Raw genomic sequence first — 25,740 nt, forward strand, 5'->3', positions numbered from 1 at the left:
GTCAGATTTGTTTAACTACAAAGAGTTTGAGCGCTAAGATATTAGGTGTCAAGGCTTTTTCCGAACCTTCTCGGACGTTCTCGGATCCGAGGGGTCAGGCGATCAGCGGTGGACGCTCGGTCAGCCCGGAGACGGTGCGCAGGATCGAGTAGGGCACCACGGCACTGGTGCGTGGGTTGTCCGCGCTGGGACGGTTCTCGATGCACCAGCTGTAACGGCCCACCGGACCCCACGCCTCGATCTCGTGGCGGGTCAGCTCGGCCGTGCGGTCGGCGTACAGCTCGACGGAGACGTCCGTGCGCGCGCCCACCGAGAGCGCCACCGACACCGCCACGTTGAGCAGGGTGGGAAAGGCCCGGGCAGCCTCGCGCGGCGTGCCGGCGAAGACCAGGTGCGGGCCGGTTGCTGTCAGGATCTCCTGCTGCTGCGACTCGGGCATCCACGACTGCACCAGCGACTTCGGTCCCTTCGTGGTGCGCACCCGGACACCGTCGAACGGCGCCGCATCGCTGGCCGAGGCCAGCAGGTCCAGGCCCCCGACCGCGCCGTGGGTGCAGAGCACCCGGCCCGGTCCGGCCAGCAGCCGCTCGGCGACGGCGGGATCGGCCAGCGCCCCGACGGAGGAGACGACCAGCGTCCGTCCGGCGGCCACCACCTCGGGGCCGAAGCTGCGGAGCGCCTCCTGTCCGGCAGCCTCCACGACGACGTCGCTGCCTTCGATCGCCTGGGCGAGGGAGATCTGGAGCCCGGGAGCACCGGGCAGCGGACTCCGGTTGACGACCCCGACCAGTCGGGCACCGGGCACGGCACCGTCGCGCAGCCCGGCGGCCACGACCTGTCCGATCGCGCCGTACCCGAGGACGCTGACGCGGAGCGGACCAGCGCCGGTCACGACGACTCGATCCGCGGGTGCAGGGCCCGGAAGACCCGTTCGGGTGACATCGGCAGGTCGGTGAGCTGTGCGCCGACCGCATCCGCGATCGCCTGTGCGATCACCGGAGCGACGGGGAGCATCGTCCCCTCCCCCATGCCCTTGGCGCCGAACGGACCGGCGCCGTGGCCCTGTTCCTGGGTCAGGGACCAGAAGCGCTCCGGGAGGTCCTCCGCCAGCGGCACGCGATAGTCCAGCGCCTCGGCGTTGACCGGCCGGTCCCCGTCGTAGCGGAGCTCCTCGAAGAGTGACTGGCCGAGCCCGAAGACGGCTGCGCCCTCGTCCTGGCCGCGGCACCCGAGCTTGTTGATCACCTTGCCGGCATCGCCGCTCACGACCAGCTGCAGCACGGTCACCTTGCCGGTCTCGGGGTCGACCTCGACCTCGGCGGCCGCCCAGCCGATCTCCCAGAAGACACAGGGCGCCTCCAGCGGCGCGAGGTGGGAGTTGCCGGACTTGAAGAACCCGTCGGCGGTGAACTCGAAGCCGGTGCCGCCGAAGGTGCCCATCACCAAGGGCGCGAGCGGGTGCTCCGCGCCGTCCGGACCGACCACGACCCAGTCCCGCAGGGCCAGGGACCCGGGGTCGAGATCGAGCTGGCCGCCGGCCCACGAGAGCACCTCTCGGCGCACCTTCTCCGCGGCCTGCTGCACCGCCTGGCCCATGACCGCGATGCCCGACGACGCGTTGGTGCCCTGGTCGAACGGCGTGTTGTCGGTGTCGATCCGCGCGAACGCGACCCGCCCGGGAGCACAGCCGAGGACCTCGGCCACGATCTGGCAGAGCGCGGACTGGCTGCCCTGCCCCATCTCCGTGAGACCACTGGAGAGGAAGACGTCTCCCTTGGTGGAGACCTTGACCCTGGCCTGGGCCGGCTTGTTCACGCCGCCACCGTCCTTGATGCCGATGCAGACACCCATGCCGCGGCCGGGCACCTGCACCCGGTCGGGGTAGCCGATCTCGTCGGCGACGAGCCGCAGTCCCTCGCGCAGGTCCGAGTCGATCGGTGCCTCGCCGGGGACGAACTCCTCACCCAGCTCCTTGAGGTTCTTCATCCGCAGGTCGAACGGGTCGATGCCCAGCCGCTCGGCGATCAGGTCGAGCTGCCGCTCGCTGGCCCAGGTGGCCTGGGTGCCGCCGAAGCCGCGGAACGCGCCGGCGGGGACGGTGTTCGTGGTGACCACCGACGCCTGGGAGTCGATGTGCTGCCAGCGATAGGCGCCCGGGGTGCGGTAGCCCGCCTTCTCGCACACGAGCGGGCTGAGCTCGGTGTAGGCGCCACCGTTGAGGAGCACGCGCGCCCTGCGCGCCACGAACGTGCCATCGGCCATCACGCCGGTTCGGTAGACGAGGCGCGCCGCGTGCTGCGAGACCGTGAGGAAGACCTCCTCGGTCGTCATGGCGTAGCGCACCGGGCGGCCGCCGCTGAGCTGCGAGAGGCGTACGGCGACCGGGTCGGCCTTCAACCCGTTCTTCGCGCCGAAGCCGCCGCCGAGCAGCATCGTCTGCACGCGGATCCGGTTCTCCGGCAGCCCGAACGTCCAGGCCAGCTCCTTGCGCAGCGGGAACGGGGACTGGGTGGAGCTCCAGATCTCGATCGCGTCGTCGGTCGCCTCGGCCACGGCGACGAAGGGCTCGAGGTGCATGTGGTTCATCCGCGAGAAGGTGAACGTGTCCTCGAAGACGTGGTCGCACTGGTCCCACACGTCGGGCGAACCCGTGGTGTAGCGGAACGTGTAGCTCACGTTGTGCTGGGTGCGCAGCTCGCCGGAGGCGCCCTGGCCGTAGTCGGGAACCATCCCGACCGGTGCCTCGGGCCAGATCTCCACGCCCGCCGGGTCGAGGGCCTCGTCGAGCTCGGTGACGTGGGGCAGCACCTCGTAGACCACCTCGATCAGGTCGAGGGCCGCGAGCGCAGTGCGTTCGTCGACCGCGGCGACCGCGGCCACGACGTCGCCGACGTACCGGACGTGGTCGATCGCGACGACGGGTTGGTCCTTGACGAAGGTGCCGTAGGGGTTGAGGTGGCGCACGTCGTCCTGGGTGAGCACCGCCGTGACTCCCGGCACCGTCCTGGCTCTCGCCGCGTCGATCGACACGATGCGTGCGTGGGCGTGCGGGCTGCGCAGCACCTTGGCGTGCAGCATGCCCGGGCGCACCACATCCGTGGTGTAGACGGCCTTGCCGGTCACCTTGAGGGGCGCGTCGGCGCGGGCACCGTCGCGGCCCACGACCCGGTGGGCGGACGGGGCGGTCGGCAGCTCGTGGAGCACCGGGCCGGCGTCGGTGGACGGTTGCGTCAGGGTCATCGTGCGCCCCCGTCGCCCAGCTCGGCGGCCCGCTCCACCGACTCGAGGATCATCTCGTAGCCCGTGCAGCGACACGTGTTCGAGCTGATCCACGACCGGATGTCCGCGCGCTTCGGACACGGGTTCTGGCGCAGCAACCCGGTGGTCAGCATCAACATCCCCGAGGTGCAGAAGCCGCACTGGAACCCGCCGCACTCGGCGAAGGCCTGCTGCTGCGGCGACAGGGAGCCGTCGGCGGCGGCGAGTCCCTCGACGGTCTCCACGGAGGCCCCGTCGACGTCGAACGCGAAGGTCGAGCACGACGCGACGGGCAGGTCGTCGACCAGCACCGTGCAGGCTCCACAGACGCCGCGCTCGCAGGAGCTCCGCACGCCGTGGCAGCGCAGGTCCTCGCGAAGCAGGTCGGCAAGGAGCCGGTTCGTGGGCACGGTGACTTCCGTCGGTGTGCCGTTGAGCCGGAAGTCGATGGTGGTCTCGTTCATGCGGTGACTCCTTCGGGTGCCTGCGCGCCGCTGTCGCGGGCCGTGGCGACCAGTCGCCCGACCAGTACGGCGACCAGGTGGCGGCGGTACTCCGCGGAACCGGCCCGGTCCTCGATGTCGTCGGGGAGCCGGGAGGCGACCGCCCGCCCCACTGAACCGGGGTCGAGATCGGCCGGGTGTGCGACGTCGGCGGTGGTCGAGACGGTGACGGGACGGCGGTACTCCGAGCCGATGGTGGCGGTGACGCGCAGGGAGCCGTCGACGGCCCGGATGGCCAGGGCAACGGTGGTCGTCGGTCGCATCGATCGCTCGTAGCCGAACCAGAGCAGGTCGGACGTGCCGATCGCGACCCCGGTGAGCAGTCCCCGCGTGCGCCAGGCTCCCGCGCCGGCCCCGTCGTGGTCGGCACCGTCGTGGTCGCCACCGCGCCACAGCCAGTCGACCGGGCGACGGGGCTCCGTTGCGCCGGCGAGCTCGAGGCCGGCCTCGAGCGCCCCGAGGAGGACCGGCATCTCGTAGCGGAAACGGCGGGCCAGCAGGTTGCCCCCGATCGTGGCGGAGTAGCGGATGCGCACAGTGGCGATGTCGGCCCAGGCCGCGGCGAGCGACGGCAGGGTCGCCTGCAGCACCGGGTGACGGCTGCCCTCGTGATGGGTCAGCCCCGCGCCGATGCGCAGCACTCCCCCGTTGTGCCGGACCTGCTGCAGGTCCGGCACTCGACGTACGGAGATGAGGTCACGGGGGACGCGGCCCTCCCGCAGCTGTGCAGTGAGGTCCGTGCAGCCGGCGGCGATCACGGCCTCGGGGTGTACGGCGAGCAGCGCCACCGCCTCGGCCACGGAGCCGGGGCGGTGGAGCTCGAACGGCGGGATGCTCGACTGGGTCTGGGCAACCAGGCCGGCGCCCAGCGCCTGGGCCCGCACGTCAGTGGGTTCCGTCGTCGGCCGGTCGGCCAGCCCCTCGCAACAGCCGGGTCACGTGGCCCCGGATCTCGACGAAGCGCGGGTCGGTCTTGGTCGTGACGTGGTCGCGCGGCCGGGGCAGGTCCACCTCGATCGTCTCGGCCACCACACTCGGCGGTGCGGAGAGCACGATGACGTGGTCGGCGAGATAGACGCTCTCGTCGATGTCGTGGGTGACCACGAGCACGGTGATGCCGAGCCGGGCCTGGATCGCGAGCAGCAGGTCCTCGAGGTCCGCGCGGGTCTGCGCGTCGACGGAGGCGTAGGGCTCGTCCATCAGCAGGAGCTTGGGATGGCTGGCGAGGGCCCGGGCGATGGCCACCCGCTGCTGCATCCCGCCGGACATCTCCCACGGGTAGAGGTGTTCCTTGCCGGCGAGCCCGACCGCGTCGATGGCCTCCTGGACCCGTTCCGCACGCTCGGCGGGCTTCAGGTGCCGCAGGGGGAAGGCCACGTTCTTCGCGACCCGCATCCAGGGGAAGAGTGAGCGCGAGTAGTCCTGGAAGACCATGGCCAGTCCCTCGGGCACACCGGTCACCGGGCTGCCCTCGAAGGTCACCGAGCCCTCGGTCGGGGTGTCCAGCCCGCTGATGATGCGCAACAGCGTCGACTTGCCGCAGCCGGACGGGCCGACGATGACACTGACCTTTCCGGCCGGCACCTCGGCGCTGATGCTGCGGACAGCCAGATTGGCCCCGTAGCTCTTCGAGACGCCGTCGAGGACCAGCTCGGCCTTCGTGTTCACAATCTCAAGTGTCTCAGTCATGTTGTTGCGTCGCTCCTCGGTGCCAGGCCAGGACCCGGCGTTCGATGATGGTGAAGATGATGTTCATGACGACGCCGAGAATCGCCAGCACGACAAGGACCGCCCAGAAGCCGGTGTAGTCGAAGTTTCGTTGGCTCTGGATCAAGAGGTAGCCCAGGCCGTTCTGCGACTTCTGCAGCTCCGAGATGATCATGATGATCAGCGAGAGGGACATCGCCGTACGCATGCCGGCGAAGATCTTGGGAGCCGCACCGGGCAGCACGATGTGCACGAGCCGGTCCCAGCGGTTGATCTTGAAGACGGCCGCGGCCTGCATGCGCGCTGCGCCGATGCTGGAGACGCCGTCGATCGTGTTGAAGAGGATCGGCCAGACGACGCTGAACGCGATCAGGAAGACCTTGGGGCTGTCTCCGGTGCCGAAGACGAAGAAGAAGACACCGACCAGGGCCGGGCTCGGCAGCGACCGACCGAGGTGGATCAGCGGCTGGAACAGCGCCATCAGGATCCGGTTGCGTCCGAGCGCGATGCCGATCCCGACGCCGACCACGACGGCCAGGCCGAGACCCTGGAGGGCCCGCCAGACGCCGGGGAAGAGGTGGTCCCAGGTGGCGTCACCAAGGAACGCATGCCCTTCGCCTGCGGCGAGGAAGTCGGTGCGCACGCGGGTGAAGGTCTCGAACGGGTCGGCCACGAACAGGCCTGCGGTCTCGGCACGCGACCCGGTCCACCAGGCGGCGAGGATCAGCGCGGGGACGATCAGCCGGAGTCCGGTCGTGGTGGCGACGCGTTGCAGTCGCCGTGAGCGCTCGCTCGACACGGCCCTCCTTCCCGGCACGAGCGGACGTCGCTCGTGGGTCGTGGTGATGCTCATTGGGCGAGTCCCTTCTTCCAGCCGAAGACCTTCGCGTCGACCACGGTGAGCAGCATGCTGATCGCGATGCCCATCAGGCCGGCCATGAGGGTGGCGGCGTAGACCAGGTCGAGGTCACTGGCCTGCGAGGTGCGGACCAGGATGAACCCACCGATCCCGCGGCCGTTCCCGATCAGGAGCTCGGAGCTGACCGCCACGATGAGGCCGATGGAGGCGGCGACCCGCAGACCGGTGAAGGCGAACGGCATGGCGCTGGGCAGCTTGATCCGGAAGAAGATCCCGAGGTTCGAGAGCCCGAAGCTCCGACCGGACTGGACTGCTGTCGGGTCGGTCGCGCGGACGCCGTACATGGTGTTGAGCAGGATCGGCCAGACACAGGCGAGTGCGACGGTGAGCGAGAGCGGCAGCATGCCCGTGCCGATGACCAGCATCAGGATCGGGCCGAGTGCCACCGACGGCAGCACCCGGAAGACCTCCACCGGGAGCTCGAAGGCGATGAAGACCTTGGTGAAGGCACCCATCAGGCCACCGAGCACGACACCCACCACCGTGGCCATGACCAGGGCGAGGAGCCACTCCCGGAACGTGAAGCCGATCTCGGTCCAGAAGATCGAGTCGCCCAGGAGGGTGCCCAGCTTCGAGATCACGTCGCTGGGAACCGGGAAGCCCGGCGTCGTGATGATGTCCTTGCGGACCAGCAGCTCGGCGAGGGCGCCGGTGCCGACCACGCCCAGGGCGCCGTAGCCGACCTGCTGCCACGTGCCGAGAGGCTCACCCGTGTCCATCGAGGTCACTTCTCCGGGACGTAGGTGTGGTCGAGGATGGAGAAGTCGTCGTCCACCAGACCCTGGTCGACGAGGGTCTTGTTGACCTTCTCGAGCCCCGCCGTCGGCAACTCCGTCGCGAAGACCGGGATGGACATGGTCTGCGCGGTCTTGGCGTCCACGCCGGCCACGCCGGGAAGCCAGGCCCGGAACTCCTTCTCGTGCTTGCTGATGTCGGCGTTCGCGGCGTACATCGCGTCGATGAAGGCTGCCACGGTGTCGGGGTTGGCATCGATGAACTTGTCGCTGGCGATGAAGGTGGAGGCCGCGAACTCCGAGTTGACGCCACCGGCCAGGTCGACCACCTCGCGGAGCCCGGCTGCCTCGGCAGCCGACTTGAAGGGCTCCGGCACGTAGCCGGCCTCGATCGATCCGGCCTCGACGCCGGCGATCATCTCGCTGAAGGGAACCTCGATCCACTCAGGCTTGACGTCGAGTCCCTCGCTGTCGACGAGGCTCTGGAAGGTCACGTCACCCATGTTGTTGGTGGTGTTGATCCCGATGGTCTTGCCGTCGAGGTCTTCCAGGTCCTTGATGTCGGAGTCCGGCTCGACGAACACGCCCATGCTGTCGGGTCCGAGCGAGCTGCTCAGCACCACGGTCTGGACCGGGGCGCCCTTCGCCTGGGCGATGGAGCCGGAGACGGAGTTGGTGAAGCTGAAGTCGAGCTCACCGGCGGCGACCTTCTGGACACCGACCGGTCCGCCCTGCAGCGGCTCGAGCTCGACAGTGAGGCCCTCGTCCTCGAAGAAGCCGTTCTCCTTGGCCCAGTAGACGGTGGCGTAGTCGGCCAGCGGCAGCACGCCGATGGTGACCTTGGTCTTCTCGAGCTTGCCGTCGGCCTGCTGTGCCTCGCTGCCCGAGCCGCATGAGGAAAGAAGAAGGGCGAGGCTCGCAGCTACCGCAGCGGTGGTGATTCGGGTCGTGCTCATGGGCTGACTCCCTGGCTCTGGCGCGATGGGTGAATTTATCTCACCGGAAAATTACTTTGCGCCAAGATTGTTACCGCCCTCACATGCCTCCGTCAACGGTTTTGCCGATCTTTCTTGCCGAAGAGGTACGCCTGGGGCAGAAATGGAGAAGGGCGCCCGCGACCAACCGGTCGGCGAGCGCCCTGATCGAGGCGGTCGGGGTCAGGCGGAGTCCTTGACCTCGCCGTCCGGGCCGAGCTGGACGACCGCGCGCAACGACGACTCGAGCTCGCCGAGCAGGGCGGAGAGGTTCGTGCGCTGCTTGTTCGTCAGGCCGGCGAGCATGCGCTGCTCGTTGGCGAAGTGGGCGTCGGCAACCTCGTCGATCAGCCGCCTCCCCGCTTCGGTCAGGGTCACGTAGACCACGCGATTGTCGACTCCGTCGCGCTGGCGCTGGACCAGCCCGGCCTCCTGGAGGCGGTTGACCCGCAGCGTGAGACCGCCCGTCGTCACCAACGTCTGGGCGGCCAGCTCCCCCGCCGTACGTCGATGTTCGGGCGCGGCCCTGCGCAGGCTGGCGAGCACGTCGAACCCGGCCTCGTTGGTGCCGTAGCTCTCGAAGATCGCCGAGATCTGTGCCCGGTAGAGCAGGAAACTGCGATGCAACGGGCCGAAGACGCTCATGGCAGAGACGTCGAGCTCGGGTCGGACCGCAGCCCACTGCTCGATGATGTCGGCCACGCCGTCGGAGGAGGACTTCACACGCTCCACAACCTTCCAGTCGGCCAAGCGGCGAAACCATGAGGACCGCTCAATATCTTGGCGCCAAGGCACTCTAGTGGCTTCGGCGTCCGGACACAACGGCCCACGCGGACGGGAGCCACCTTGTCACCACGGGAATGTCACCGCGACGCAGACAACGACGCACTCCACAGCGGCTCGCGGGAGCGAGCCACACCCCACGCAATCCATGCGCTTCGCACGGTCAGCGGTAGCGCGCCACCAGCTGGCGTGCCTCTTCGATGGTCACGATCACGCCTTCCGAACCGAACAGCGAGAACCAGTACGGGTAGCCCTTCAGCTGGAAGTAGGTGACCCGATAGGTGCGGTCGCTTCCGCATCGGCGGTACGTGCGCACCTGGCTGCGCAGGTCGCCATGCCAGGCGGTGAGCCGGACCTGCTTGCCGGAGCTGTCAAACACAGTCTCCACACGCGAGAGGGTCGCGTAGAGACCTCCCCTGTCGGGCTGCACGCTCAACCATTCGCCGGTGGTGACGCAGGCCCGCGCATCCCTTCGGGTCGGCAGGTCGTAGATCAGCCGGACCCGGTTCACCCGGAGGTTCGCGTTGCTGGCATGCACCAGGATCCCGTAGGTCCGCCTGTCCATGCGCATGCCGAACGACCCGGTGTCGGAGTACGGCCCCTTGGCGAGGACGTCGTACATCGCCTGCGTCCGCAGGTTGATCGCTGCCCCGGGGATCTCGAACTTGTAGATCAGCGAGTCGCCCCGGTCGCGCGCACACTTCAGGGTCGCGGTGGGCGCCGCGTTGGTCACCGAGCAGTTCCCGCTGTGCCGCTCGTGCTGCACACCGTTGAGGTCGACGACGACACGCGTCGAGTCCTCGGTCAGCAGGTCAGTGCCCGCACTCGCGGACGCCGGCGTCGCCAAGAGGGCGACTCCCGTCGCCACGGCAGCAGCCAGGACCAGCAGTCGACGCATCATGCGTTTGTTCTCCCCGTTCGAACCGAATCCACGTCCGCAGACCGTACGACGACGCGGGCCTCGCCGTCCGCCGAACGGCACAGTTCATCGCCCGAGATCAGCGCATGCGCCAGACCGGTTCCCGCTTCTCCTTGAACGCGGCGACGCCCTCGCCGATGTCCTCGGTGGTGAAGGCCAGTGCGAGCTGCGAGCGCAGTGACGAGAGCGCGTCGGGAAGACTCTGGTCGCGGGTCGCGTTGATCGCGTCCTTCCCGAGCCTCATCAGCAGCGGCGACTTGGCCGCGATCCGGTGCGCCCACTCACGGACCGTGTCGTCGAACTCGGCGGCCGGTACGACGGCGTTCACGACGTCCATCCGCTCCGCCTCGGTGGCGTCGATCGGTTCGCCGGTCATCATCAGCTGGTTGGCGCGCATCCGTGGCACGTTGCGGTAGATCAACGCGGAGATCATGAACGGGAAGACACCGACGTTGATCTCTGGGCAGCCGAAGCGGACGCCCTCCTTGGCGATGATCAGGTCGCAGGCCAGGGCCAGCCCGAAGGCTCCGGCGAGGACGTCACCACCGGCGGCGCAGATCACCGGCTTGCCCATGCCGCCGATCGTCTCGTAGAGCCGGGGGAAGCGGTCCAGTCCCGCATACTTTTCGATCGTGGGCCGGTCCGAGGCGAACGCCTTGAGGTCACCGCCGGCGGAGAAGATCCGCTCGTGGGACGACCCGATCACCACCACCCGGACAGCGTCATCGTCGCCGGCCCGCTCCAGCGCATCGAGCAGCTCGTCGAGCAGGGCATCACTGAGCGCGTTGCGGGTCTCGGGGCTGTCGAGCGTGACGAACGCGGCACCGCGCTCGTCGACCTCGTAGCTGACCTTGGGCATCCGGTTTCTCCTTGTTGTGCAGTCAGAACTGGCCAGAACAGACAGTGGCAGTCAGATCTCGAGCACGACCTTGCCGAAGCCGCCGCCTGCTTCGAGGTGCCGGTGGGCATCGGCGGCCAGGTCGAGGGCGAAGGTGCGGTCGATGACCGGCGGCGGGACGACATGCTCGGCCATCAGGTCGAGGAGTCCGGCGAAGTCGCGCGGGCTGCCCATGGTGGTGCCGAGCAGGTCGAACTGGCCGAAGTAGTAGGGGCGAACGCCCAGCTCTGCCGTGTCTGCGCGGTTGGCACCGAGGACGACCAGCCGACCTCCCGGACGCAGCACCTCGAGGGCCTGCGCCCAGTTGCCGACCGGGTCGAGGACGACGTCGAAGCCACGCCCGCCGGCCAGCTCGCGCGCGGCGGTGGGCCAGGCCGGGTCGTCGTACCGCACTCCGCCGTGGGCGCCGAGCTCCTGCGCGGCGACGATCTTGTCGTCGCTGGAGGAGGTGACGAAGACCCTCGCACCGGTCGCGGACGCCAAGGAGACCGCCATCGTGGCGACACCGCCGCCGGCGCCGAGCACGAGCAGGCTCTCCCCCGCGCGCAGCCGCCCACGGGTGAACAGGGCGCGATGCGTCGTGACGCCCACCAGCGGAAGCGCCGCGGCCTGGGCCCAGGAGAGCCCCGCAGGCTTGGGCGCCACGGCCTCGGTCGGGACCAGCACCCGCTCGGCGTAGGTGCCGGGTCGGTGGTCACCCAGGATCTCCCAGTCGGGACCGGGTGCGGACTCGTCAGATCCCCACCACAACGACGGGAGTACGACGACCTCGTCACCGGTGGACAGGTCGATGCCCGCCCCGTCGGCACCTGGCGTGTGCGGGAGCGGGGAGCCGTACTTCCCCTGCCGCACCAGCACGTCGTGCCAGTTCAGCGCCGCCGCACGGAGCTCGACGACGGTCCAGCCGGGTTCGGCGACGGGATCGGGCACCTCGGCCAGCTCCAGCACCGACGCGTCGCCGTACGAGCGCTGGCGGACCGCCTTCATCCGGCGACCGGGACGGCTGGCTGCAGCTGGCGGCGCACCTCACCGGAGAGCTCGATGGCCTCGTGAATGGTCTCCGCGACCGGGATGATCGTGATCGTGCGGGCGCCCGCCTCGACGTAGGTGTTGAGGAACTCGGCGACGGTCTCGGGGCTGCCGGCGGCGGTGATGTGCTGGAACTTCTCGGCGGGCAGGTTGTAGAGGGCCGACATCCGCTCGCCCAGGCTCTCGCGCGCCTTCGCGGCATCGGACCCGAGCCCGACCCAGACGTTGAACCCGGCGAAGGTGGGCCCTCCTGTGCGACCGCGCTCCTCGAACGCCTCGTGCAGCTGCTGGTGGGTGGCCGCGTAGCGCCGGGCCGAGCACCACATGCCGAGCCAGCCGTCGCCATGGTCGGCGGTACGACGCACCGCCACGTCGCCTGCGCCACCGATGACGATCGGCACACGCGGCTCGGGTGCGGGAAGGATCAGACCCTTCTCCAGGGTGAAGAACTCGCCCTCGTGGTCGACCGCCTCGCCGGTGGCCAGGCGGCGGAGCAGTCCCAGGGTCTCGTCCATCCGTCGTCCGCGGCTGGAGGGATCCACACCCATGTTGGCCACCTCGGTGCGGTCCTCACCGGCCACGCCGACTCCGAGCGTGAGGCGGCCGGGGGCGATCTGGCTCAGGGTGGCGAGCTGCCGGGCAGTGGCCATCGGGTGTCGCAGGCCGGCCAGGTAGACGCCCATCAGCACCTTGAGCGTGTCGTGGGTCGCCAACGCGGTGCTCGCCGCCACGAAGCCGTCGAACCCGACGCCGCCGTGGAAGCTGATGTGGTCCCCGACCGTGAGGTGGTCGAGACCGACCTCGCCCATGTGGTCCAGGAGAGCACGCCGTTCGGCGGGATCGGGGTTCAACAACTCGTCGTTGACGGCAATGCCGAGCTCGATGTCAGTGGTCACCTGCATGATCATCGACCCTCGGACACTCCCGATCAAGGAATGGACTGACCAAAAGTGGGGAGATCTCCATCGTCCCTTGCCCGGCCGGTTGCGCAGGGGCGCCGGCGGCGCCGACAGTGGCCCGGTGACGACACGAGGAATCACCGTTCTGGCCGGAGGTCTCAAGGAGACCGTCGAGATCACCAAGGCGGCCGACGAGGCCGGCTTCGAGGGCGCGTGGTCAGGAGAGTTCCTGAACCGCTCCGCCGTGGTCTCGGTCGCCGCCATGGCCGCCGCGACCGAGAGGATCGGCGTCGGCACCGCCATCGCGTACGCCGTGGGCCGCTCACCGCTGGTGCTGGCCAACGACGCCCGCTTCCTCGACGAGATGAGTGACGGTCGCCTGACGCTCGGGCTCGGCACCGGCACCCGCGGCATGATGGTCGGCTGGCACGGGGTCACCGACCCTGACGGCCCGGCCAGCCGGATGGAGGAGCTGATCCCCCTGCTCCGCCGACTGTGGCACCTGCACGAGGAGCCGGTCCAGCACGAAGGCCGCTTCTACTCCTGCAACATCACGCCCACCGCCGACATCGAGCCCCCTGTGCGCCCCGAGATCCCGATCTTCACCGCTGGCGTGAACGCGCGGATGATCGAGGTCGCCGGCCGCGTCTCCGACGGGCTCATCTGCCACCCGACCCTGACCGACCAGTACCTCGCCGACATCGCCCGCCCGGCCATCGAGAAGGGCGCGGAGAAGATGGGCCGCGACGCCTCCTCCGTGCAGCTCAAGGGCGTCATCATCACCTCCATCCACGACGACCCCGCCCAGGCACGGCGTGAGGCCGCGGCCCAGATCGCCTTCTACGTCGCGCCCAAGGCGTACGGCCCGGTGATGGAGGCCTCCGGGTTCGGCGACGAGGCTGCGGCCATCCAGACCGCGTTCCGGGCCAAGGACCATGACGCCATGGTCGCCGCGGTCAGCGACGAGATGCTCGACCAGATGGCCGCCGCCGGCACTCTCGACGAGGTGCGCGAGCGCGTGGCGCACCTGGAGAAGCGCTACGACCACGCGGCCCTCTACTCGCCGAGCTTCACCCTGTCCGCGGATCGGGTGCGTGAGAACACCTTCGCCATCATCGACGCCTTCCGGCGGTGAGCGACGGGCGGCTCGACGGGACCGTCTCGCTGGTCACCGGCGCCACCAGCGGTATCGGCCGGGCCGTGGCGCGCGCGTTGGTCACGCAAGGCAGCCACGTCGTGGCCGTGGGACGCCGACGCGACCGGCTCGAGGAGCTTGCCGAGGAGCTCGGTGACAGCTGCCATCCCGTTGTCGCCGATCTGACGGTCCAGCCCGAAGCGACCGACGCCGTGGCGACCACGATCGAGCATTTCGGCCGGCTCGACACGGTGGTCAACAGTGCCGGGGTGATGCTCAACGGACCGACCCTGGAGGCCCGGCTCGACGAGTGGGACACCATGGTCGACCTCAACGTCAAGGGCCTGATGTACGTCGCCAGGGCGGCGCTGCCCCACCTCGTCGACGCCGCGGGTTCGAGCCCACGCAGAGTCGCCGACCTGGTCAACATCTCCTCGATCGCGGGACGCTTCGCGAACCGGAACGTGGCCGTCTACAACGCCACCAAGTTCGGCGTCACCGCGATGTCCGAGGCCTGGCGCCAGGAGTTCTCGCCGTACGGCGTGCGCGTGTCGGTGATCGAGCCGGGCGCCGTCGAGACCGAGCTGTTCGACCACCAGCAGCAGCCGGTGATCGAGCACTACGAGCGACTCTTCGCCGGCGTCGAGAAGCTGCACCCGGAGGACGTGGCCGACGTCGTGCTCCACGTCGTCACGGCCCCGCGCCGGGTGGCGCTGGCCGAGGTCGTCATCCGCCCGACCGACCAGGTCTGAGCCGGCAGGTCACGACTCCTCGACGGCCAGTGCATGGGTGGGACAGCGACGAATCGCCTGTTCCACGGCCGCGCGCTGACCCTCCCCGGGCGTCTCGTCGAGCACCTCGAGGTCACCCTCGTCGTCGATGGTGAACACCTCCGGCGCGGCGAACTCGCACTGTCCGTGACCCTCACAGAGGTCCCAGTCGACCAAGACCTTCATGTCAGCCCTCCTTCTCGATCACGACTCGAAGCCGCTTGTAGGCGTTGAACTGGTTCGTGTGCAGCCGGTCCGGCTCGGCGACGGGGCGGATCCGGATCCCGCGCTCGAGCGCCTTCCTGAAGAAGGTGGCCACCTCGGCACGTGCCAGGTGCGATCCCATGCAGGCGTGGATCCCCCAGCCGAAGCCGACGTGGTCGTTGGGGTGCCGATCGATCTTCACCACGTCAGGGTCCTCGAACACCGCCGGGTCACGGTTCGCGGCCTGGAACCAGCAGACCACCTTGTCGCCGGCCTTGATCGTCCTGCCGTCCATCTCGACGTCCGCCGTCGCCGTACGCCGCATGGCCCGGATCGGGGTCACGTAGCGGAGCATCTCCTCGATCGCCGAGCCCAGTAGCTCGGGCTCACGAACCAGCCTCTCCCACTCGTCCGGGAACTCCTCGAAGGCCAGGACGGTTCCGGTGATCAGGTTTCGCGTGGTCTCGTTGCCCGCACCCACGAGGACGAAGTAGTAGGCCGCCAGGTCCTCCCACGGAAGGGGTTCGCCGTCGAGCCTCGCGTGCACCAACTTCGAGACGAGGTCGTGTTGCGGCTCCTCACGACGCTTCTCGGTGAGCACCTTGAAGTAGTCGAACATCTCGTTCCGGGCGCGCTCCTTCTCGTCCGGACCACGCATGTACTCCGGGTCGTCGGAGATCACCCGGTTCGTCCAGTCCAGGAGCAGGTCGCAGTCCTCGCGTGGGACGCCGAGGACCTGGCCAAGGACCTGGATCGGGAGCAACGCCGCAGCGGCCTTCACCAGCTCGACCTCGCCCTTCGCCTCCAGCTCGTCGAGCAGGACATCGACGCACTGGTCGATCACCTCCTGCCACTCCTTGACCCTCATCGCCCGGAGGTGCGGCGCGGCCAGCTTGCGCAGGGGGCCGTGCCGGGGAGGGTCGGTGTTGTGGACCGTGCTGGTGGAGCCCTCGACCTTGCGGCTGAGGATCTGGGTCCCGTCTCCGTTGATGAAGGTGGCCGGGTCACTGACCACCTTCACCACGTCGTCGTACCGGGTGACGGACCAGAAGCCCGGGCCGTCCGACTCGTCGTTCCAGTGCAGGGGCCGGTGTTCTCGCAGGGCGGCCAGGAGGTCGTTCTCCCGTCCCTCGATGAAGGGGGCAAGGTCCATCAGGTCGACCTCGGGACCCTCGACGTACGCCGTCATGTCGTTCACTCCTCGGTGACGTGGGGGAATCCCTTGCCGAAGAGCAGCACGGGCGTGAGGATCTCGGCGGCACGGGGACTGGTGAGCACCGGCCAGGCGGCCTGGGCGTTCGGGTGCAGGGTGTCGAAGCCCTCGGCCAGGAACTTGTCCCAGATCCCGGCCCGGGTCGCGTGCGGCAGGAGGAACTCGCGGGTGTAGACCATGACACCGTCGCGGATCTTCTCCTCGTGCGACTTCTTGGCGAGCACCTTGTACATGTCCATCGTGCCCTTGCGGCACTGCGCGGAGATGCGGGCCATCTCCTCCTGCTCGAGCACCCGGAGCTCGCCCATCGGGGTGTCGATCCTGTCCCGGGCGAACACGACACCGGCCTCGAGGTAGTCCAGGTAGTTGGACGGCTCGGAGAACGTGGTCTGGATCTCGGTGACCACCATGCTCACCTTGTCCGCGGGGAAGATCAGCACTTCGGTGACGCAGTAGGGCAGGCCCTCCGCGACACCTGCCCAGGGGTAGGCGGTCTCGTTGAGGAAGTGGTCACGCACGATGGCCACACGACCGTCAGGCAGCGGGTAGGGACCGGTGTCGGCCATGCCGGCCCGGCAGTCGTAGTGCAGCATGAAGCCGAAGAGCTCGGTGCGCGCATTGAAGGCGCGGAAGCTCGCGAGGTCCTCCGGGTCGTCGAACGGCTTGGCCTGGCTGACCAGGCTCTGCAGGACGTCGTCGTCCAGGGTCGGCACCTTGAAGCCGCGGGCCGAGACGAACCCGGGTCCGTCCCCCCAGGTGCCGTTCTGCAGGCGGCGGCCGTACTGGATGATCGACTCCAGGTCTTCACGGCGGGAGGCTGCGGTGTCCTGGTCCAGCTCGATGCCGATGCCGCGGCCCAGGATCGGGCACACGGACGCGGCCCAGTTGCGAGTTACGTTGATCTTGGTGCCGACCTCGCGGGTCGACGTCTTCGCCAGCTCCAGGAGGCCCTCGACTCCGAGCTCGTCGGTGAGCATCTGCTGGAACTTCGGGTAGGTGTTCCACTGTTGGACGAAGGAGACGGTCTCGTACTCCTGGCGCGGGATCAGGCCGGACTCGCCCTCGCTGGCCCGCCCGAGGATGAAGTCCCACAGGTTCCACGCCGCGTAGTCCAGCCAGCTGTTGACCTCGTCGGTCTCCAGGCGATCACGGCGCACGTTCTCGTGGGTGGTGTCGATGAACGGGACCGCCAGGCGGTCGCGCATCATCGCGTTGCCGGGCTCTCCCTGGGGCACCTCGCCGAGGAAGGCAGCGAGGTAGGTGGCCGGGTCGAAGGTCTCGGTCATGATGTCGTCCCCACTCAGCTCTCGACCAGGTGCACAAGACCCTGGTCACCAGAGATGTCGAGTCGGACCGTGGTGCCGTCGGCCGGGATGGTCTCGCCACGGCCGGTCTGGACGCCTTCGGTGAACTCGGTGGACATGACACACGGGATGCCGAACTCACGGGAGAGGATTCCGAGGTGGCTCTCCGGCGCCCCCTGCAGGGTGATCAGGCCGGCGACCCCCGCCATCAGGGCCGGTGACATGAACGTCGTGGTGCCACCGCGTGAGATGACGACCGTGGTCTCCACGTCGGGGCCGTCGATGAAGTCCAGCACTTCCTCCGGGGAGTCGAGGAACCTGATCGTCCCCGTTGCGCTGTTGGCCGAGGTGAAGGCCTTGACCCCCGTACCGATCTGCCGTTCCTGAACCGCGTCGGTGGTGCTCATGGTGACTCCTCCAGAACCTGTGATGAAAACGATCAGTAAATGGACTGACCGAAGTTGCGCCATCGTGTGTTCGCGGTCACACTGACGTCAAGGGTTTCCTCGCCCAGGGCCGGCAATTCACTCTTTCGAGGGAAGCCGGGGCCCGGATCGGGCGATCGGAGCAGAGGTGAGTGGACGTGTCGACGGCAAGTGACTACGAACCCGCCATGCAGGCTGCGGTGCGTGCGATCCTCCGTGCCGCCCAGAACCTCGATGCCGCGGAGAAGGACGCCGTACGACGGGTCACTGACCCCAACAGCGCGCTCGAGGCTCTCGACGCGATGGAGGCCCACCTGGGTGCCACGGCCGGGCGCGATGCGAACGGCTCACGCAGGGCCATGATCGACATCGGCGCAGCCCGGTCCGACCTGCTCGCCTACCAGCTCGCCCGACAGCGGGCCATGTTGGGCCATCTCACGGAGAGCCTGACCCGGCTGCGCGCCACCACCTCCGTCGCCGACCTGGCCGACTCCATTCCGATCCATTCGGTGGAGCTGGGCTACGAGCGCGCCCTCTTCTCCTGGATCCGCAACGAACGCTGGATCCCCCACGCGATGCACACCCTGAACGGGCCCTCCGAGGCACACGCCGTCGTCGACGCGGGCACCCGGGCACCGCGACACACCCGCGAGCTGCTCGAGGTCGACGTCGTGCGCGGCCGGCGCACGATCCTGGTGCTCGACGCGATGACAAACCCTCGAGTCCATCGAGAACTCCATGACGTGACCCAGTCGCAGACCTATGTGGCCGCTCCCATCATCGCCAGGAACCACGTGGTGGGACTCCTCCACCTCGACCGGAACGCCGACACCGGCACCACCGACGAGTTCGACCGCGACCTGCTGACACTCTTCAGCCAGAGCGTCGGCGCACAGCTCGACCAACTGCTCTTGCAGGAGTCCGTGGGACCGGCCACCGCCGTGGGCACCGTCGACTCGTCCTGGACCGACGTGCTCACCGAGCGTGAGGCCGAGGTCCTCCAGCTGGTTGCCAGGGGCCTCACCAATGCCCAGATCGCCGAGCGTCTCTTCATCAGCGAGGAGACCACGAAGACCCACATGCGAAAGCTCCTGCGCAAGCTCGGTGCGGCCAACCGTTCCGAGGCCGGCGCGATGTACCACCGTCTTGCTGCGAGGCGGTTACCTGCCCCATCCCTCTAACGGGTGATATCTCCGGGAGCGGGTGATGAACCCTTCCGCACCGGTCGACTTCGTTGTTAGGTTCGCCACATCCACGTTCGGTCTGACCATTTGGAGTGGCAATGCCCAAGATCTTCGCCTTCGACCACGACCACGGCCGTGCGCCAGCCGAACTGGCAGGTCTGCTCGGCGGCAAGGGCGCCGGCCTGGCGGAGATGAGCTCCGCCCTGGGCCTCGCTGTTCCGCCCGGCTTCACCATCAGCGTCCCGGTGTGCCGGGACTACGCCTCCGGGGGCTGGCCGAGCGACCTGGACGCCGAGATCGACGACCACCTTCGCCACCTGGGTGAGCGGATGCGGCGCAACTTCGGCGACCAGGGGGACCCCCTCCTGCTGGCCGTGCGCAGTGGGGCCCCGGTTTCGATGCCGGGAATGATGGACACCGTCCTCAACCTCGGCCTCAACAGCGAGACCGTGGTCGGCCTGGCCGCGAAGGCACGGGACGAGCGGTTCGCCTGGGACACCTACAACCGCTTCCTCACCATGTACGCCACCACGGTGATGGGCGTCGCTCCGGACGAGCTGGAGCCCCCGCTGAGGACGGACCGCGTCGAGGAGTTGAAGGCCCAGAACGAGCGCCTCAAGGAGCGCATCCTGGAGCTGGCCGGTCGCCCCGTCCCCGAGGACCCGACCGTGCAGCTCAAGGAGGCCGTGGAGGCCGTGTTCCGCTCCTGGGACTCCGATCGGGCCCGCGCCTTCCGGGCCAAGGAAGGCATTGACGGCGACCTGGGCACGGCGGTCAACGTCCAGGCCATGGTCTTCGGCAACCGGGGCGAGGACTCCGGGACCGGGGTGGTCTTCAGCCGGAACCCCTCCACCGGCGAGAACTGCCCCTATGGTGACTTCCTCCTCCGCGCACAGGGCGAGGACGTGGTCGCCGGCATCCGCAAGACCATGCCGATCGCCGAGATGGCAGTCCACCAACCAGCAGCCGCGGAGGAGTTGTTCGAGGTGCTGCGTCGCCTCGAGGCGCACTACGCCGATGTCTGCGACGTGGAGTTCACCGTCGAGGACGGCCGCCTCTGGCTGCTGCAGACCCGCATCGGCAAGCGCTGTCCCACGGCGGCGGTCCGAATCGCCGTGGAGATGGTCTCCGATCCTCACATCTTGCTGTCCAGGTCGGAGGCGCTCCTCCGCGTGTCACCCGCCGTCCGGGCCGCCGCCCGCCAGGAGTTGGCCGCAGCGTCGGGGGACGCCGTCGACGACGAGCACCTGCTCGGACACGGCCTCGGCGCCTCACCCGGGTTCGTCTCCGGCAAGGTGGTCCTCAACCCGCTCGACGCGCTCGACGCGGAGGAGGACGTGATCCTCGTACGCCGGGACACCAGCCCCGAGGACGTGGCCGGAATGGCCGCGTCCGTGGGGATCCTGACCACCACCGGCGGGCTGGTCAGCCATGCCGCCGTGGTGGCTCGCGGATGGTCCATCCCTGCCGTCGTCGGGGTGGCCGACCTGGTGCTCGGACAGGACGAGTTCACGTCGGCCTCGGGCCTGCGGGTCCGCGCCGGCGACGTCATCACCATCGACGGCACCAGTGGCAAGGTCTGGAAGGGCCACCACTCGGCTCCGGACCCGAATGAGGAGGCCCCGGCCCGCCACTTCCCGGAGCTCGCCCAGCTCGAGGAGTGGGCCGCGCACGAGGAGTCGGCCACGGTGACGCCATGAGGCCGAACGCGGATCACGTCGTCGTGGTCGGCGCATCGCTTGCCGGGCTTCGCGCCGTCCAGACTGCGCGCCAACTCGGCTTCGCCGGACGCCTGACCCTGGTCGGCGCCGAGGAGCACCTCCCCTATGACCGGCCGCCGCTGTCCAAGGAGATGCTCCACGTCGAGAAGGAGCCCAGCACGCCGGCCCTACCCGGCGCCGCCGACCTGCACGAACTGAATGTCGAGTGCCTGCTGGGCACACCGGCCACAGCACTCGATGTGCAGGCCCGCCGGCTCACGGTCGGCGAACAGCAGCTCTCGTACGACGCCGTGCTGATCGCCACCGGCGCCCGACCCCGACGGCTGCCCGGTACGGACAGCATGGCCGGCGTCCACTGCCTGCGCACGCTCGAAGACTCGCTCGCCGTGCGCTCTGCCCTGGACCGAGGTGCCAGGACGGTGGTGGTCGGCGCGGGCTTCATCGGGGCCGAAGTGGCCTCTGCTGCCCGCCGCCGGCACCTGCCGGTGACGGTCGTGGAGGCGATGACGATTCCCCTGACCCGAGCGGTCGGGGAGACCGCAGGCGCCAGCCTGTCCGCACTGCATGCGCGCCACGGCACCGACCTGCGCTGCGACGTCTCGGTGGAAGCAGTTGTCGGAACCGACCGGGTCGAGGCCGTCCGGCTCAGCGACGGCTCCATCGTCCCGGCGGACCTGGTCGTGGTGGGCATCGGCGCGGAGCCGGTGACGGACTGGCTCGAGTCCTCGTCACTGACCATCGACAACGGGGTCGTCACCGACGCGAATCTCTTGGCGGGCCACAACGTGTGGGTTGCGGGCGACGTCGCCCGGTGGCACAGCTCGCTCTTCGACCGCCACCTGCGGCTGGAGCACTGGACCAACGCCGGGGAACAGGGTGCCCACGCAATGCAGAACCTGTTGCAGCCGAGCGAGCCCACGCCGTACGAGCACGTGCCCTACTTCTGGTCCGAGTGGTACGGCCAGTGGATCCAGATGGCTGGCCTCCCGGAGGGGGAGCCTGAGGTGGTCACCGGCACCTGGGACGCCGAGGCCTTCGTCGCGCTCTATCGCCAGGGAGAGCGCCTGGTCGGTGCCCTGGCCATGAACCGGCGCGGCGACATCATGAAATACCGCACACTCATCGCCCGCGGGGCCACCTGGCAGGACGCCCTCGAGCTCGCGAGCAAGCGCAACGAACGCTCGCCCGTGCCTGCTGTGACCGTCTGACCAGCCGAGGAGAATCCGATGCGCCACGACGACATCTACGTTGCCGGCCGATGGGTCCAGGCCCATTCCCAGCAACGCCATGACGTCATCAACCCCGCCACCGAGGAGTTCATCGCCTCCGTGCCCGACGCAGACGTCCAGGATGTCGACGCCGCGGTCGATGCTGCCCGCGCAGCCCTTCCGGCCTGGCGCAGTCTCAACGCGGAGGAGCGTGCCGCGGCCCTTGAGCGCTTGGCCGACGAGATCTCCCGTCGCAGCGAGGACCTGACCCGCCTGATCACCACCGAGAACGGCACCCCGGTGTCCGAGAGCTCCGGGGCACCGAAGCACGCCGCTGCCCATCTGCGCGTGACTGCGGAGTTGGCTTCCCTGCTCAGCGGGCTGGACGACCGCCCCAACCCGATGGCTCCCGGGCATTCGGTGGTCAAGCGCGTGCCGGTGGGCGTGGCCGCACTCATCACGCCCTGGAACTTTCCCCTGGGCCTGGTCATCATCAAGCTGGCCCCCGCGCTGCTCGCGGGCTGCACCGTGGTGATCAAGCCCGCGCCCGAGACTCCGCTGGCCACCCGACTCCTGATGGAGTGCGTGGGCGCCGCGGGCATTCCCGACGGGGTCGTCAACCTCGTCACCGGCGGTGTCGAGACCGGGCAGGCCCTGGTCGAGCATGCTGGCGTCGACAAGGTCTCCTTCACCGGATCGACCGCCGCCGGGCGCTCCATCGGCGCCTCCTGTGGGCATCAGCTCAAGGCGGTCACCCTGGAACTCGGCGGCAAGTCCCCCGCAATCGTGCTCGACGACGCCGACCCGTCCGTGATCGAGCAGCACCTGCTCAAGGTCGCCATGCGCAACACCGGCCAGACCTGCAAGGCCTGCACCCGCCTGCTGGTGCCCAGCTCCCGGTACGACGAGTACGTCGACCTGGCCGCCGACGTGATCTCCGGCGCGAAGCTGGGCGACCCCTTCGACCCCGACACCTTCTTCGGCCCGCTGGTCTCCGCCCGACAACGCACACGCGTCCTCGACTACTACGAGATCGCTGCCGCCGAAGGCGCCAAGGCCGTCATCGGCGGACGAGCCGCCACGGGCTTCGCGAAGGGGTACTACGTGGAGCCGACCGTCTTCCGTGACGTCGACAACGGCATGCGCATCGCCCAGGAGGAGATCTTCGGGCCGGCCCTTGCCGTGATCCCCTACCGCGACGTCGACGACGCGGTCGCGATCGCCAACGACTCGCCGTACGGCCTCGCCGCAACGGTCTTCAGCAGTGACCTCGACCGGGCCACCGGCGTGGCCGATCGTCTGTCCACCGGCAACGTCGGCATCAACCACTACGGGTCGAATGCGGCCGCCCCCTTCGGTGGGCACAAGGACAGCGGTCTCGGCACCGAGTTCGGCGCCGAGGGCCTCGAGGCCTATCTGACCTATACGTCCATCCATTACCAAGCCTGACGCGCAGAGGGAGCAGCCATGAGAGCCGCAGTGATGTGGGAAGCCGGGAAGCCGTTCGAGATCGCCGAGGTGGAGATCGCCGCCCCTGGCCCGGGCCAGGTGAGCGTCGAGCTCCACGCGTGCGGCGTGTGCGCATCCGATCTGTCCCTCACGACGGGCTTCGGCCAACCGGTGCCCGTGGTCCTGGGTCATGAGGGTGCCGGGATCGTGACCGAGATCGGCGCAGGTGTGAAGCACATCGAGCCCGGCCAGCACGTGGTCGTGGCATGGGTCCCGCCGTGCGGGCACTGCACTCCGTGTCGGCGCGGTGATGACTACCTGTGCGCCAACCGTCGTTCCTCGGCGGACGCCCGCGCCGGACGCGGCACCCCTGTCACCTCGCCACTCTCCGTGGACGGGATGCCCATCCATCAGGGCATGGCCACCGCCACCTTCTCCGAACGGACCGTGGTGCCCGCGAACGCCGTGGTGCCGATCGATGCCGACGTGCCGTTCCCGGTGGCCGCGATGATGGGCTGTGCGGTGCCGACCGGTGCCGGGGCGGCGCTGCGCAGCGCGAAGGTCCAGCCCGGGGACGCCGTGGCCGTGATCGGTTGCGGTGCGGTCGGCCTGAATGCCGTGATGGGAGCCGTGGTCGCCGGCGCAGCGGAGCTGATCGCCGTGGACCCGATGCAGAGCCGGCGGGACAAGGCCATCGAGCTGGGTGCCACCCGGACCATCGCCCCGGAGCAGCTGGAGGAGCTCTCCGACCTCGACGTGGTCATCGACGCCGTCGGCAACCCCACCACCGTGCAGGCCGCCTGGCGTGCCACCCGTCGCGGTGGCACCATCACCGTGGTCGGTGCCGGCCGTCCCGACCAGACGGTCGAGATCAACGCCTACGAGCTCTTCCACGACGACAAGCGCATCACCGGCAGCTTCCACGGCGGCATCTCGATGCACCGCGACCTGCCGACTCTGGTCGGACTGTGGCGCAGTGGGCGGTTGCCGGTCGAGAAACTCATCGACGACGTGGTCGACCTGAGCGAGATCAACGACGTGGTCAAGCGCCAACAGTCCGGAGACGTCGTGCGCACCATCCTGACCGCCACCGGAACCGAGTCCGCAGCGGGCAACGATGCCTGAGACCCACGAGTCTGCTGCGACCCACCTGCCTCTGCCGGGCACCACGAACCTGCGCGACCTGGGCGGCCTGCCGACCGATGACGGAAAGGTCGTCGCCCACGGCCGGCTCTACCGCGCCGAGGTCCTGGCCCGCGCCTCGGACGACGTCCTGAACGCCCTGCACGGCGCCTACGATCCGATCCATGCCGAACTGTTCCGTGGGTTGGGCGTGCGTACGGTTCTCGATCTCCGCTCCGACCGCGAGTTCGAGTCGACTCCCTCTGCCTGGCCCGAGGCCACCGGCGGCCAGGCCCGGCGTTTCGTCTTCGCCGAGGGAGGCGAGGGCAAGGACACCGGCATCGTCCTCAGGATCCTGGCCGGCGAGCTCACGAAGTTCGATGCCGAGGACCTCGCCGAGTTCTACAAGGGCACGATCGACCGGACCGGGACCACGTTCGCGCAGGCGATCTCGACCCTCGCCGACGATGGCCAGTTGCCCGCACTGATCCACTGCACCGCCGGCAAGGACCGGACCGGGCTGATGATCGGGCTCGTGTTGGAGCTGCTCGGTGTCCCCCGCGAGGTGACGGTCACCGACTACGCCTACACGCAGGTGCTCCGGCCGAACCGGGTGGACGCCTACGCCTCCATGATCCGCGAGGCAGGCGTCGACCCGGACGCCGTGCGGGTGGTGTTCGAGACGCCGGCCGAGAGCATGCGCAGGGCTCTCGCCCATCTGGACGAGGAGTACGGCGGCCCAGTGGCGTACCTCGTCGCGGCCGGGATGAACCCTGATGTGGTGCCGGCACTGCGTGCCGCGCTTCTGGTGGAGCCGACTCAGCCGGCGGCGTAGGTGAGGTAGACGGACTCGCCGACCATCGCGGGGCGCTCCTGGCCGTTGATCTCGATCGTGAGGGCCACGCGGTACTGCACACCGCCGTCCGGCCGACGAGTGCCTTCGGGGATCGAGGCGCTCAGCCGAATCTCGGCGTCAACGGGCACGGGTGCGGTGAACCGCACCTTCTCGAGGCCGTAGTTGGTGCCGCGCCCGTGATCGGTGATGGTCATCAGCTGCTTGAGCATCGACGGCACGAGGGAGAGCGTCAGGTACCCGTGCGCGATGGTGCCGCCGAACGGCCCGTCTGCCGCCCGCTCCGGGTCGACGTGGATCCACTGGTGGTCGTCGGTCGCGTCGGCGAAGGTGTCGATGCGGGTCTGCTCGAGCCTGCGCCAGGGCGAGGAGCCCAGGTCCAGGTCCTTCGCCTCGGCCAGCTCGGCCACCGTGATCTCAAGCGTCATCAGGTCCTGCTCCTCGTTCGACTCGTCCAGCGTTGTGGCGAGACCATCACTGCCGACACCGCTGGTCAACCGGGACAGGACCTTCCGCCTGTCGCGATCGA

General features: G+C 69.0%; 26 protein-coding genes. 8 read left to right on the plus strand and 18 right to left on the minus strand.

What is annotated here, in order from left to right; all coding sequences use genetic code 11:
- Positions 1–94: 94 nt before the first annotated feature.
- The 13 genes from ASH02_RS14545 to ASH02_RS14605 all read right to left on the minus strand — a co-directional run bounded on the left by ASH02_RS14545 (position 95) and on the right by ASH02_RS14605 (position 12,620).
- Entirely contained in the window at positions 95–892 is a 798-nt protein-coding gene (locus ASH02_RS14545) for an aspartate dehydrogenase domain-containing protein (protein ID WP_056687927.1), read from the minus strand.
- Entirely contained in the window at positions 889–3,240 is a 2,352-nt protein-coding gene (locus ASH02_RS14550) for a xanthine dehydrogenase family protein molybdopterin-binding subunit (protein ID WP_057294985.1), read from the minus strand. The genes ASH02_RS14545 and ASH02_RS14550 overlap by 4 nt, the downstream gene beginning before the upstream one ends.
- Positions 3,237–3,722 carry a (2Fe-2S)-binding protein gene (locus ASH02_RS14555; RefSeq protein WP_056687921.1) on the minus strand — a complete coding sequence of 162 codons (486 nt, stop codon included), beginning with the start codon at positions 3,720–3,722 and terminating at the stop codon, positions 3,237–3,239. The genes ASH02_RS14550 and ASH02_RS14555 overlap by 4 nt, the downstream gene beginning before the upstream one ends.
- Positions 3,719–4,645, minus strand: a complete 927-nt coding sequence (locus ASH02_RS14560; RefSeq protein ID WP_057294986.1) for an FAD binding domain-containing protein — start codon at positions 4,643–4,645, stop codon at positions 3,719–3,721. Before ASH02_RS14560 ends, ASH02_RS14555 begins: the two co-directional genes overlap by 4 nt.
- Position 4,646: 1 nt before the next feature.
- Positions 4,647–5,450, minus strand: coding sequence for an ABC transporter ATP-binding protein (locus tag ASH02_RS14565; protein ID WP_056687914.1), 804 nt, complete (start codon positions 5,448–5,450; stop codon positions 4,647–4,649).
- A complete protein-coding gene (locus tag ASH02_RS14570) occupies positions 5,443–6,321 on the minus strand; it encodes an ABC transporter permease (RefSeq protein WP_082620902.1) in 879 nt (292 codons plus the stop codon). The genes ASH02_RS14565 and ASH02_RS14570 overlap by 8 nt, the downstream gene beginning before the upstream one ends.
- Positions 6,318–7,106 carry an ABC transporter permease gene (locus tag ASH02_RS14575; RefSeq protein ID WP_056688251.1) on the minus strand — a complete coding sequence of 263 codons (789 nt, stop codon included), beginning with the start codon at positions 7,104–7,106 and terminating at the stop codon, positions 6,318–6,320. The genes ASH02_RS14570 and ASH02_RS14575 overlap by 4 nt, the downstream gene beginning before the upstream one ends.
- Positions 7,107–7,111: 5 nt before the next feature.
- Positions 7,112–8,077 carry an ABC transporter substrate-binding protein gene (locus tag ASH02_RS14580; RefSeq protein WP_056687912.1) on the minus strand — a complete coding sequence of 322 codons (966 nt, stop codon included), beginning with the start codon at positions 8,075–8,077 and terminating at the stop codon, positions 7,112–7,114.
- 201 nt (positions 8,078–8,278) lie between these two features.
- Entirely contained in the window at positions 8,279–8,818 is a 540-nt protein-coding gene (locus tag ASH02_RS14585) for a MarR family winged helix-turn-helix transcriptional regulator (protein ID WP_056688248.1), read from the minus strand.
- A gap of 223 nt (positions 8,819–9,041) precedes the next feature.
- Positions 9,042–9,779 carry a hypothetical protein gene (locus ASH02_RS14590; protein WP_056687909.1) on the minus strand — a complete coding sequence of 246 codons (738 nt, stop codon included), beginning with the start codon at positions 9,777–9,779 and terminating at the stop codon, positions 9,042–9,044.
- Positions 9,780–9,876: 97 nt separating this feature from the next.
- Complete coding sequence (locus ASH02_RS14595; RefSeq protein ID WP_057294987.1) at positions 9,877–10,656, minus strand: enoyl-CoA hydratase/isomerase family protein; 780 nt, start codon at positions 10,654–10,656, stop codon at positions 9,877–9,879.
- A gap of 51 nt (positions 10,657–10,707) precedes the next feature.
- A complete protein-coding gene (locus ASH02_RS14600) occupies positions 10,708–11,682 on the minus strand; it encodes a quinone oxidoreductase family protein (protein WP_057294988.1) in 975 nt (324 codons plus the stop codon).
- On the minus strand, positions 11,679–12,620 hold the full coding sequence (locus ASH02_RS14605; RefSeq protein ID WP_200949862.1) for an LLM class flavin-dependent oxidoreductase: 942 nt from the start codon (positions 12,618–12,620) through the stop codon (positions 11,679–11,681). The genes ASH02_RS14600 and ASH02_RS14605 overlap by 4 nt, the downstream gene beginning before the upstream one ends.
- A gap of 124 nt (positions 12,621–12,744) precedes the next feature.
- Between ASH02_RS14605 and ASH02_RS14610 the strand changes: the two genes are divergently transcribed.
- Together ASH02_RS14610 and ASH02_RS14615 are read left to right on the plus strand one after the other, a co-directional pair.
- On the plus strand, positions 12,745–13,758 hold the full coding sequence (locus tag ASH02_RS14610) for an LLM class flavin-dependent oxidoreductase (protein WP_056890163.1): 1,014 nt from the start codon (positions 12,745–12,747) through the stop codon (positions 13,756–13,758).
- On the plus strand, positions 13,755–14,510 hold the full coding sequence (locus ASH02_RS14615) for an SDR family oxidoreductase (RefSeq protein WP_056890164.1): 756 nt from the start codon (positions 13,755–13,757) through the stop codon (positions 14,508–14,510). The genes ASH02_RS14610 and ASH02_RS14615 overlap by 4 nt, the downstream gene beginning before the upstream one ends.
- A gap of 9 nt (positions 14,511–14,519) precedes the next feature.
- On the opposite strand, the gene ASH02_RS14620 is transcribed toward ASH02_RS14615, so the two are convergent.
- Genes ASH02_RS14620 through ASH02_RS14635 form a run of 4 tightly spaced genes read right to left on the minus strand, consistent with a single transcriptional unit; the run spans position 14,520 to position 17,656 of the window.
- Positions 14,520–14,714: a ferredoxin gene (locus ASH02_RS14620; RefSeq protein ID WP_056890165.1), complete on the minus strand. Its 195-nt coding sequence runs from the start codon at positions 14,712–14,714 to the stop codon at positions 14,520–14,522.
- A gap of 1 nt (position 14,715) precedes the next feature.
- Positions 14,716–15,921 carry a cytochrome P450 gene (locus ASH02_RS14625; RefSeq protein WP_056890564.1) on the minus strand — a complete coding sequence of 402 codons (1,206 nt, stop codon included), beginning with the start codon at positions 15,919–15,921 and terminating at the stop codon, positions 14,716–14,718.
- Between the two features lie 5 nt (positions 15,922–15,926).
- Positions 15,927–17,231 carry a hypothetical protein gene (locus ASH02_RS14630; protein WP_056890166.1) on the minus strand — a complete coding sequence of 435 codons (1,305 nt, stop codon included), beginning with the start codon at positions 17,229–17,231 and terminating at the stop codon, positions 15,927–15,929.
- Between the two features lie 14 nt (positions 17,232–17,245).
- Entirely contained in the window at positions 17,246–17,656 is a 411-nt protein-coding gene (locus tag ASH02_RS14635; protein ID WP_056687887.1) for a PEP-utilizing enzyme, read from the minus strand.
- Between the two features lie 176 nt (positions 17,657–17,832).
- Between ASH02_RS14635 and ASH02_RS27055 the strand changes: the two genes are divergently transcribed.
- The 6 genes from ASH02_RS27055 to ASH02_RS14665 all read left to right on the plus strand — a co-directional run bounded on the left by ASH02_RS27055 (position 17,833) and on the right by ASH02_RS14665 (position 25,193).
- Positions 17,833–18,855, plus strand: coding sequence for a helix-turn-helix transcriptional regulator (locus ASH02_RS27055; protein ID WP_235529960.1), 1,023 nt, complete (start codon positions 17,833–17,835; stop codon positions 18,853–18,855).
- A gap of 101 nt (positions 18,856–18,956) precedes the next feature.
- On the plus strand, positions 18,957–20,558 hold the full coding sequence (locus tag ASH02_RS14645; protein ID WP_056890167.1) for a pyruvate, phosphate dikinase: 1,602 nt from the start codon (positions 18,957–18,959) through the stop codon (positions 20,556–20,558).
- On the plus strand, positions 20,555–21,787 hold the full coding sequence (locus ASH02_RS14650) for an NAD(P)/FAD-dependent oxidoreductase (RefSeq protein ID WP_056688238.1): 1,233 nt from the start codon (positions 20,555–20,557) through the stop codon (positions 21,785–21,787). Before ASH02_RS14645 ends, ASH02_RS14650 begins: the two co-directional genes overlap by 4 nt.
- Positions 21,788–21,805: 18 nt before the next feature.
- Entirely contained in the window at positions 21,806–23,236 is a 1,431-nt protein-coding gene (locus tag ASH02_RS14655) for an aldehyde dehydrogenase family protein (RefSeq protein ID WP_056687881.1), read from the plus strand.
- A gap of 18 nt (positions 23,237–23,254) precedes the next feature.
- Entirely contained in the window at positions 23,255–24,361 is a 1,107-nt protein-coding gene (locus ASH02_RS14660) for a Zn-dependent alcohol dehydrogenase (RefSeq protein WP_056687878.1), read from the plus strand.
- Entirely contained in the window at positions 24,354–25,193 is an 840-nt protein-coding gene (locus tag ASH02_RS14665; RefSeq protein WP_056687875.1) for a tyrosine-protein phosphatase, read from the plus strand. The genes ASH02_RS14660 and ASH02_RS14665 overlap by 8 nt, the downstream gene beginning before the upstream one ends.
- Here ASH02_RS14665 and ASH02_RS14670 read toward each other — a convergent pair.
- The gene (locus tag ASH02_RS14670) at positions 25,178–25,639 is read right to left on the minus strand and encodes a MaoC family dehydratase (RefSeq protein ID WP_056688235.1); all 462 of its coding nucleotides are present in this window, start codon (positions 25,637–25,639) and stop codon (positions 25,178–25,180) included. The genes ASH02_RS14665 and ASH02_RS14670 overlap by 16 nt on opposite strands.
- Between the last annotated feature and the right edge of the window lie 101 nt (positions 25,640–25,740).

It is taken from the genome of Nocardioides sp. Soil796 (assembly GCF_001429525.1).
Taxonomy (GTDB): Bacteria; Actinomycetota; Actinomycetes; order Propionibacteriales; family Nocardioidaceae; genus Nocardioides.

What these genes read in the sequence shown, in the direction of transcription:
- ASH02_RS14550 (WP_057294985.1), bottom strand. Translation starts at nt 3,240, where the DNA reads ATGACCCTGACGCAACCGTCCACCGACGCCGGCCCGGTGCTCCACGAG.
- ASH02_RS14555 (WP_056687921.1), bottom strand. Translation starts at nt 3,722, where the DNA reads ATGAACGAGACCACCATCGACTTCCGGCTCAACGGCACACCGACGGAA.
- ASH02_RS14565 (WP_056687914.1), bottom strand. Translation starts at nt 5,450, where the DNA reads ATGACTGAGACACTTGAGATTGTGAACACGAAGGCCGAGCTGGTCCTC.
- ASH02_RS14570 (WP_082620902.1), bottom strand. Translation starts at nt 6,321, where the DNA reads ATGAGCATCACCACGACCCACGAGCGACGTCCGCTCGTGCCGGGAAGG.
- ASH02_RS14575 (WP_056688251.1), bottom strand. Translation starts at nt 7,106, where the DNA reads ATGGACACGGGTGAGCCTCTCGGCACGTGGCAGCAGGTCGGCTACGGC.
- ASH02_RS14580 (WP_056687912.1), bottom strand. Translation starts at nt 8,077, where the DNA reads ATGAGCACGACCCGAATCACCACCGCTGCGGTAGCTGCGAGCCTCGCC.
- ASH02_RS14590 (WP_056687909.1), bottom strand. Translation starts at nt 9,779, where the DNA reads ATGATGCGTCGACTGCTGGTCCTGGCTGCTGCCGTGGCGACGGGAGTC.
- ASH02_RS14595 (WP_057294987.1), bottom strand. Translation starts at nt 10,656, where the DNA reads ATGCCCAAGGTCAGCTACGAGGTCGACGAGCGCGGTGCCGCGTTCGTC.
- ASH02_RS14600 (WP_057294988.1), bottom strand. Translation starts at nt 11,682, where the DNA reads ATGAAGGCGGTCCGCCAGCGCTCGTACGGCGACGCGTCGGTGCTGGAG.
- ASH02_RS14620 (WP_056890165.1), bottom strand. Translation starts at nt 14,714, where the DNA reads ATGAAGGTCTTGGTCGACTGGGACCTCTGTGAGGGTCACGGACAGTGC.
- ASH02_RS14625 (WP_056890564.1), bottom strand. Translation starts at nt 15,921, where the DNA reads ATGACGGCGTACGTCGAGGGTCCCGAGGTCGACCTGATGGACCTTGCC.
- ASH02_RS14630 (WP_056890166.1), bottom strand. Translation starts at nt 17,231, where the DNA reads ATGACCGAGACCTTCGACCCGGCCACCTACCTCGCTGCCTTCCTCGGC.
- ASH02_RS14635 (WP_056687887.1), bottom strand. Translation starts at nt 17,656, where the DNA reads ATGAGCACCACCGACGCGGTTCAGGAACGGCAGATCGGTACGGGGGTC.
- ASH02_RS14645 (WP_056890167.1), top strand. Translation starts at nt 18,957, where the DNA reads ATGCCCAAGATCTTCGCCTTCGACCACGACCACGGCCGTGCGCCAGCC.
- ASH02_RS14650 (WP_056688238.1), top strand. Translation starts at nt 20,555, where the DNA reads ATGAGGCCGAACGCGGATCACGTCGTCGTGGTCGGCGCATCGCTTGCC.
- ASH02_RS14655 (WP_056687881.1), top strand. Translation starts at nt 21,806, where the DNA reads ATGCGCCACGACGACATCTACGTTGCCGGCCGATGGGTCCAGGCCCAT.
- ASH02_RS14660 (WP_056687878.1), top strand. Translation starts at nt 23,255, where the DNA reads ATGAGAGCCGCAGTGATGTGGGAAGCCGGGAAGCCGTTCGAGATCGCC.
- ASH02_RS14665 (WP_056687875.1), top strand. Translation starts at nt 24,354, where the DNA reads ATGCCTGAGACCCACGAGTCTGCTGCGACCCACCTGCCTCTGCCGGGC.
- ASH02_RS14670 (WP_056688235.1), bottom strand. Translation starts at nt 25,639, where the DNA reads ATGACGCTTGAGATCACGGTGGCCGAGCTGGCCGAGGCGAAGGACCTG.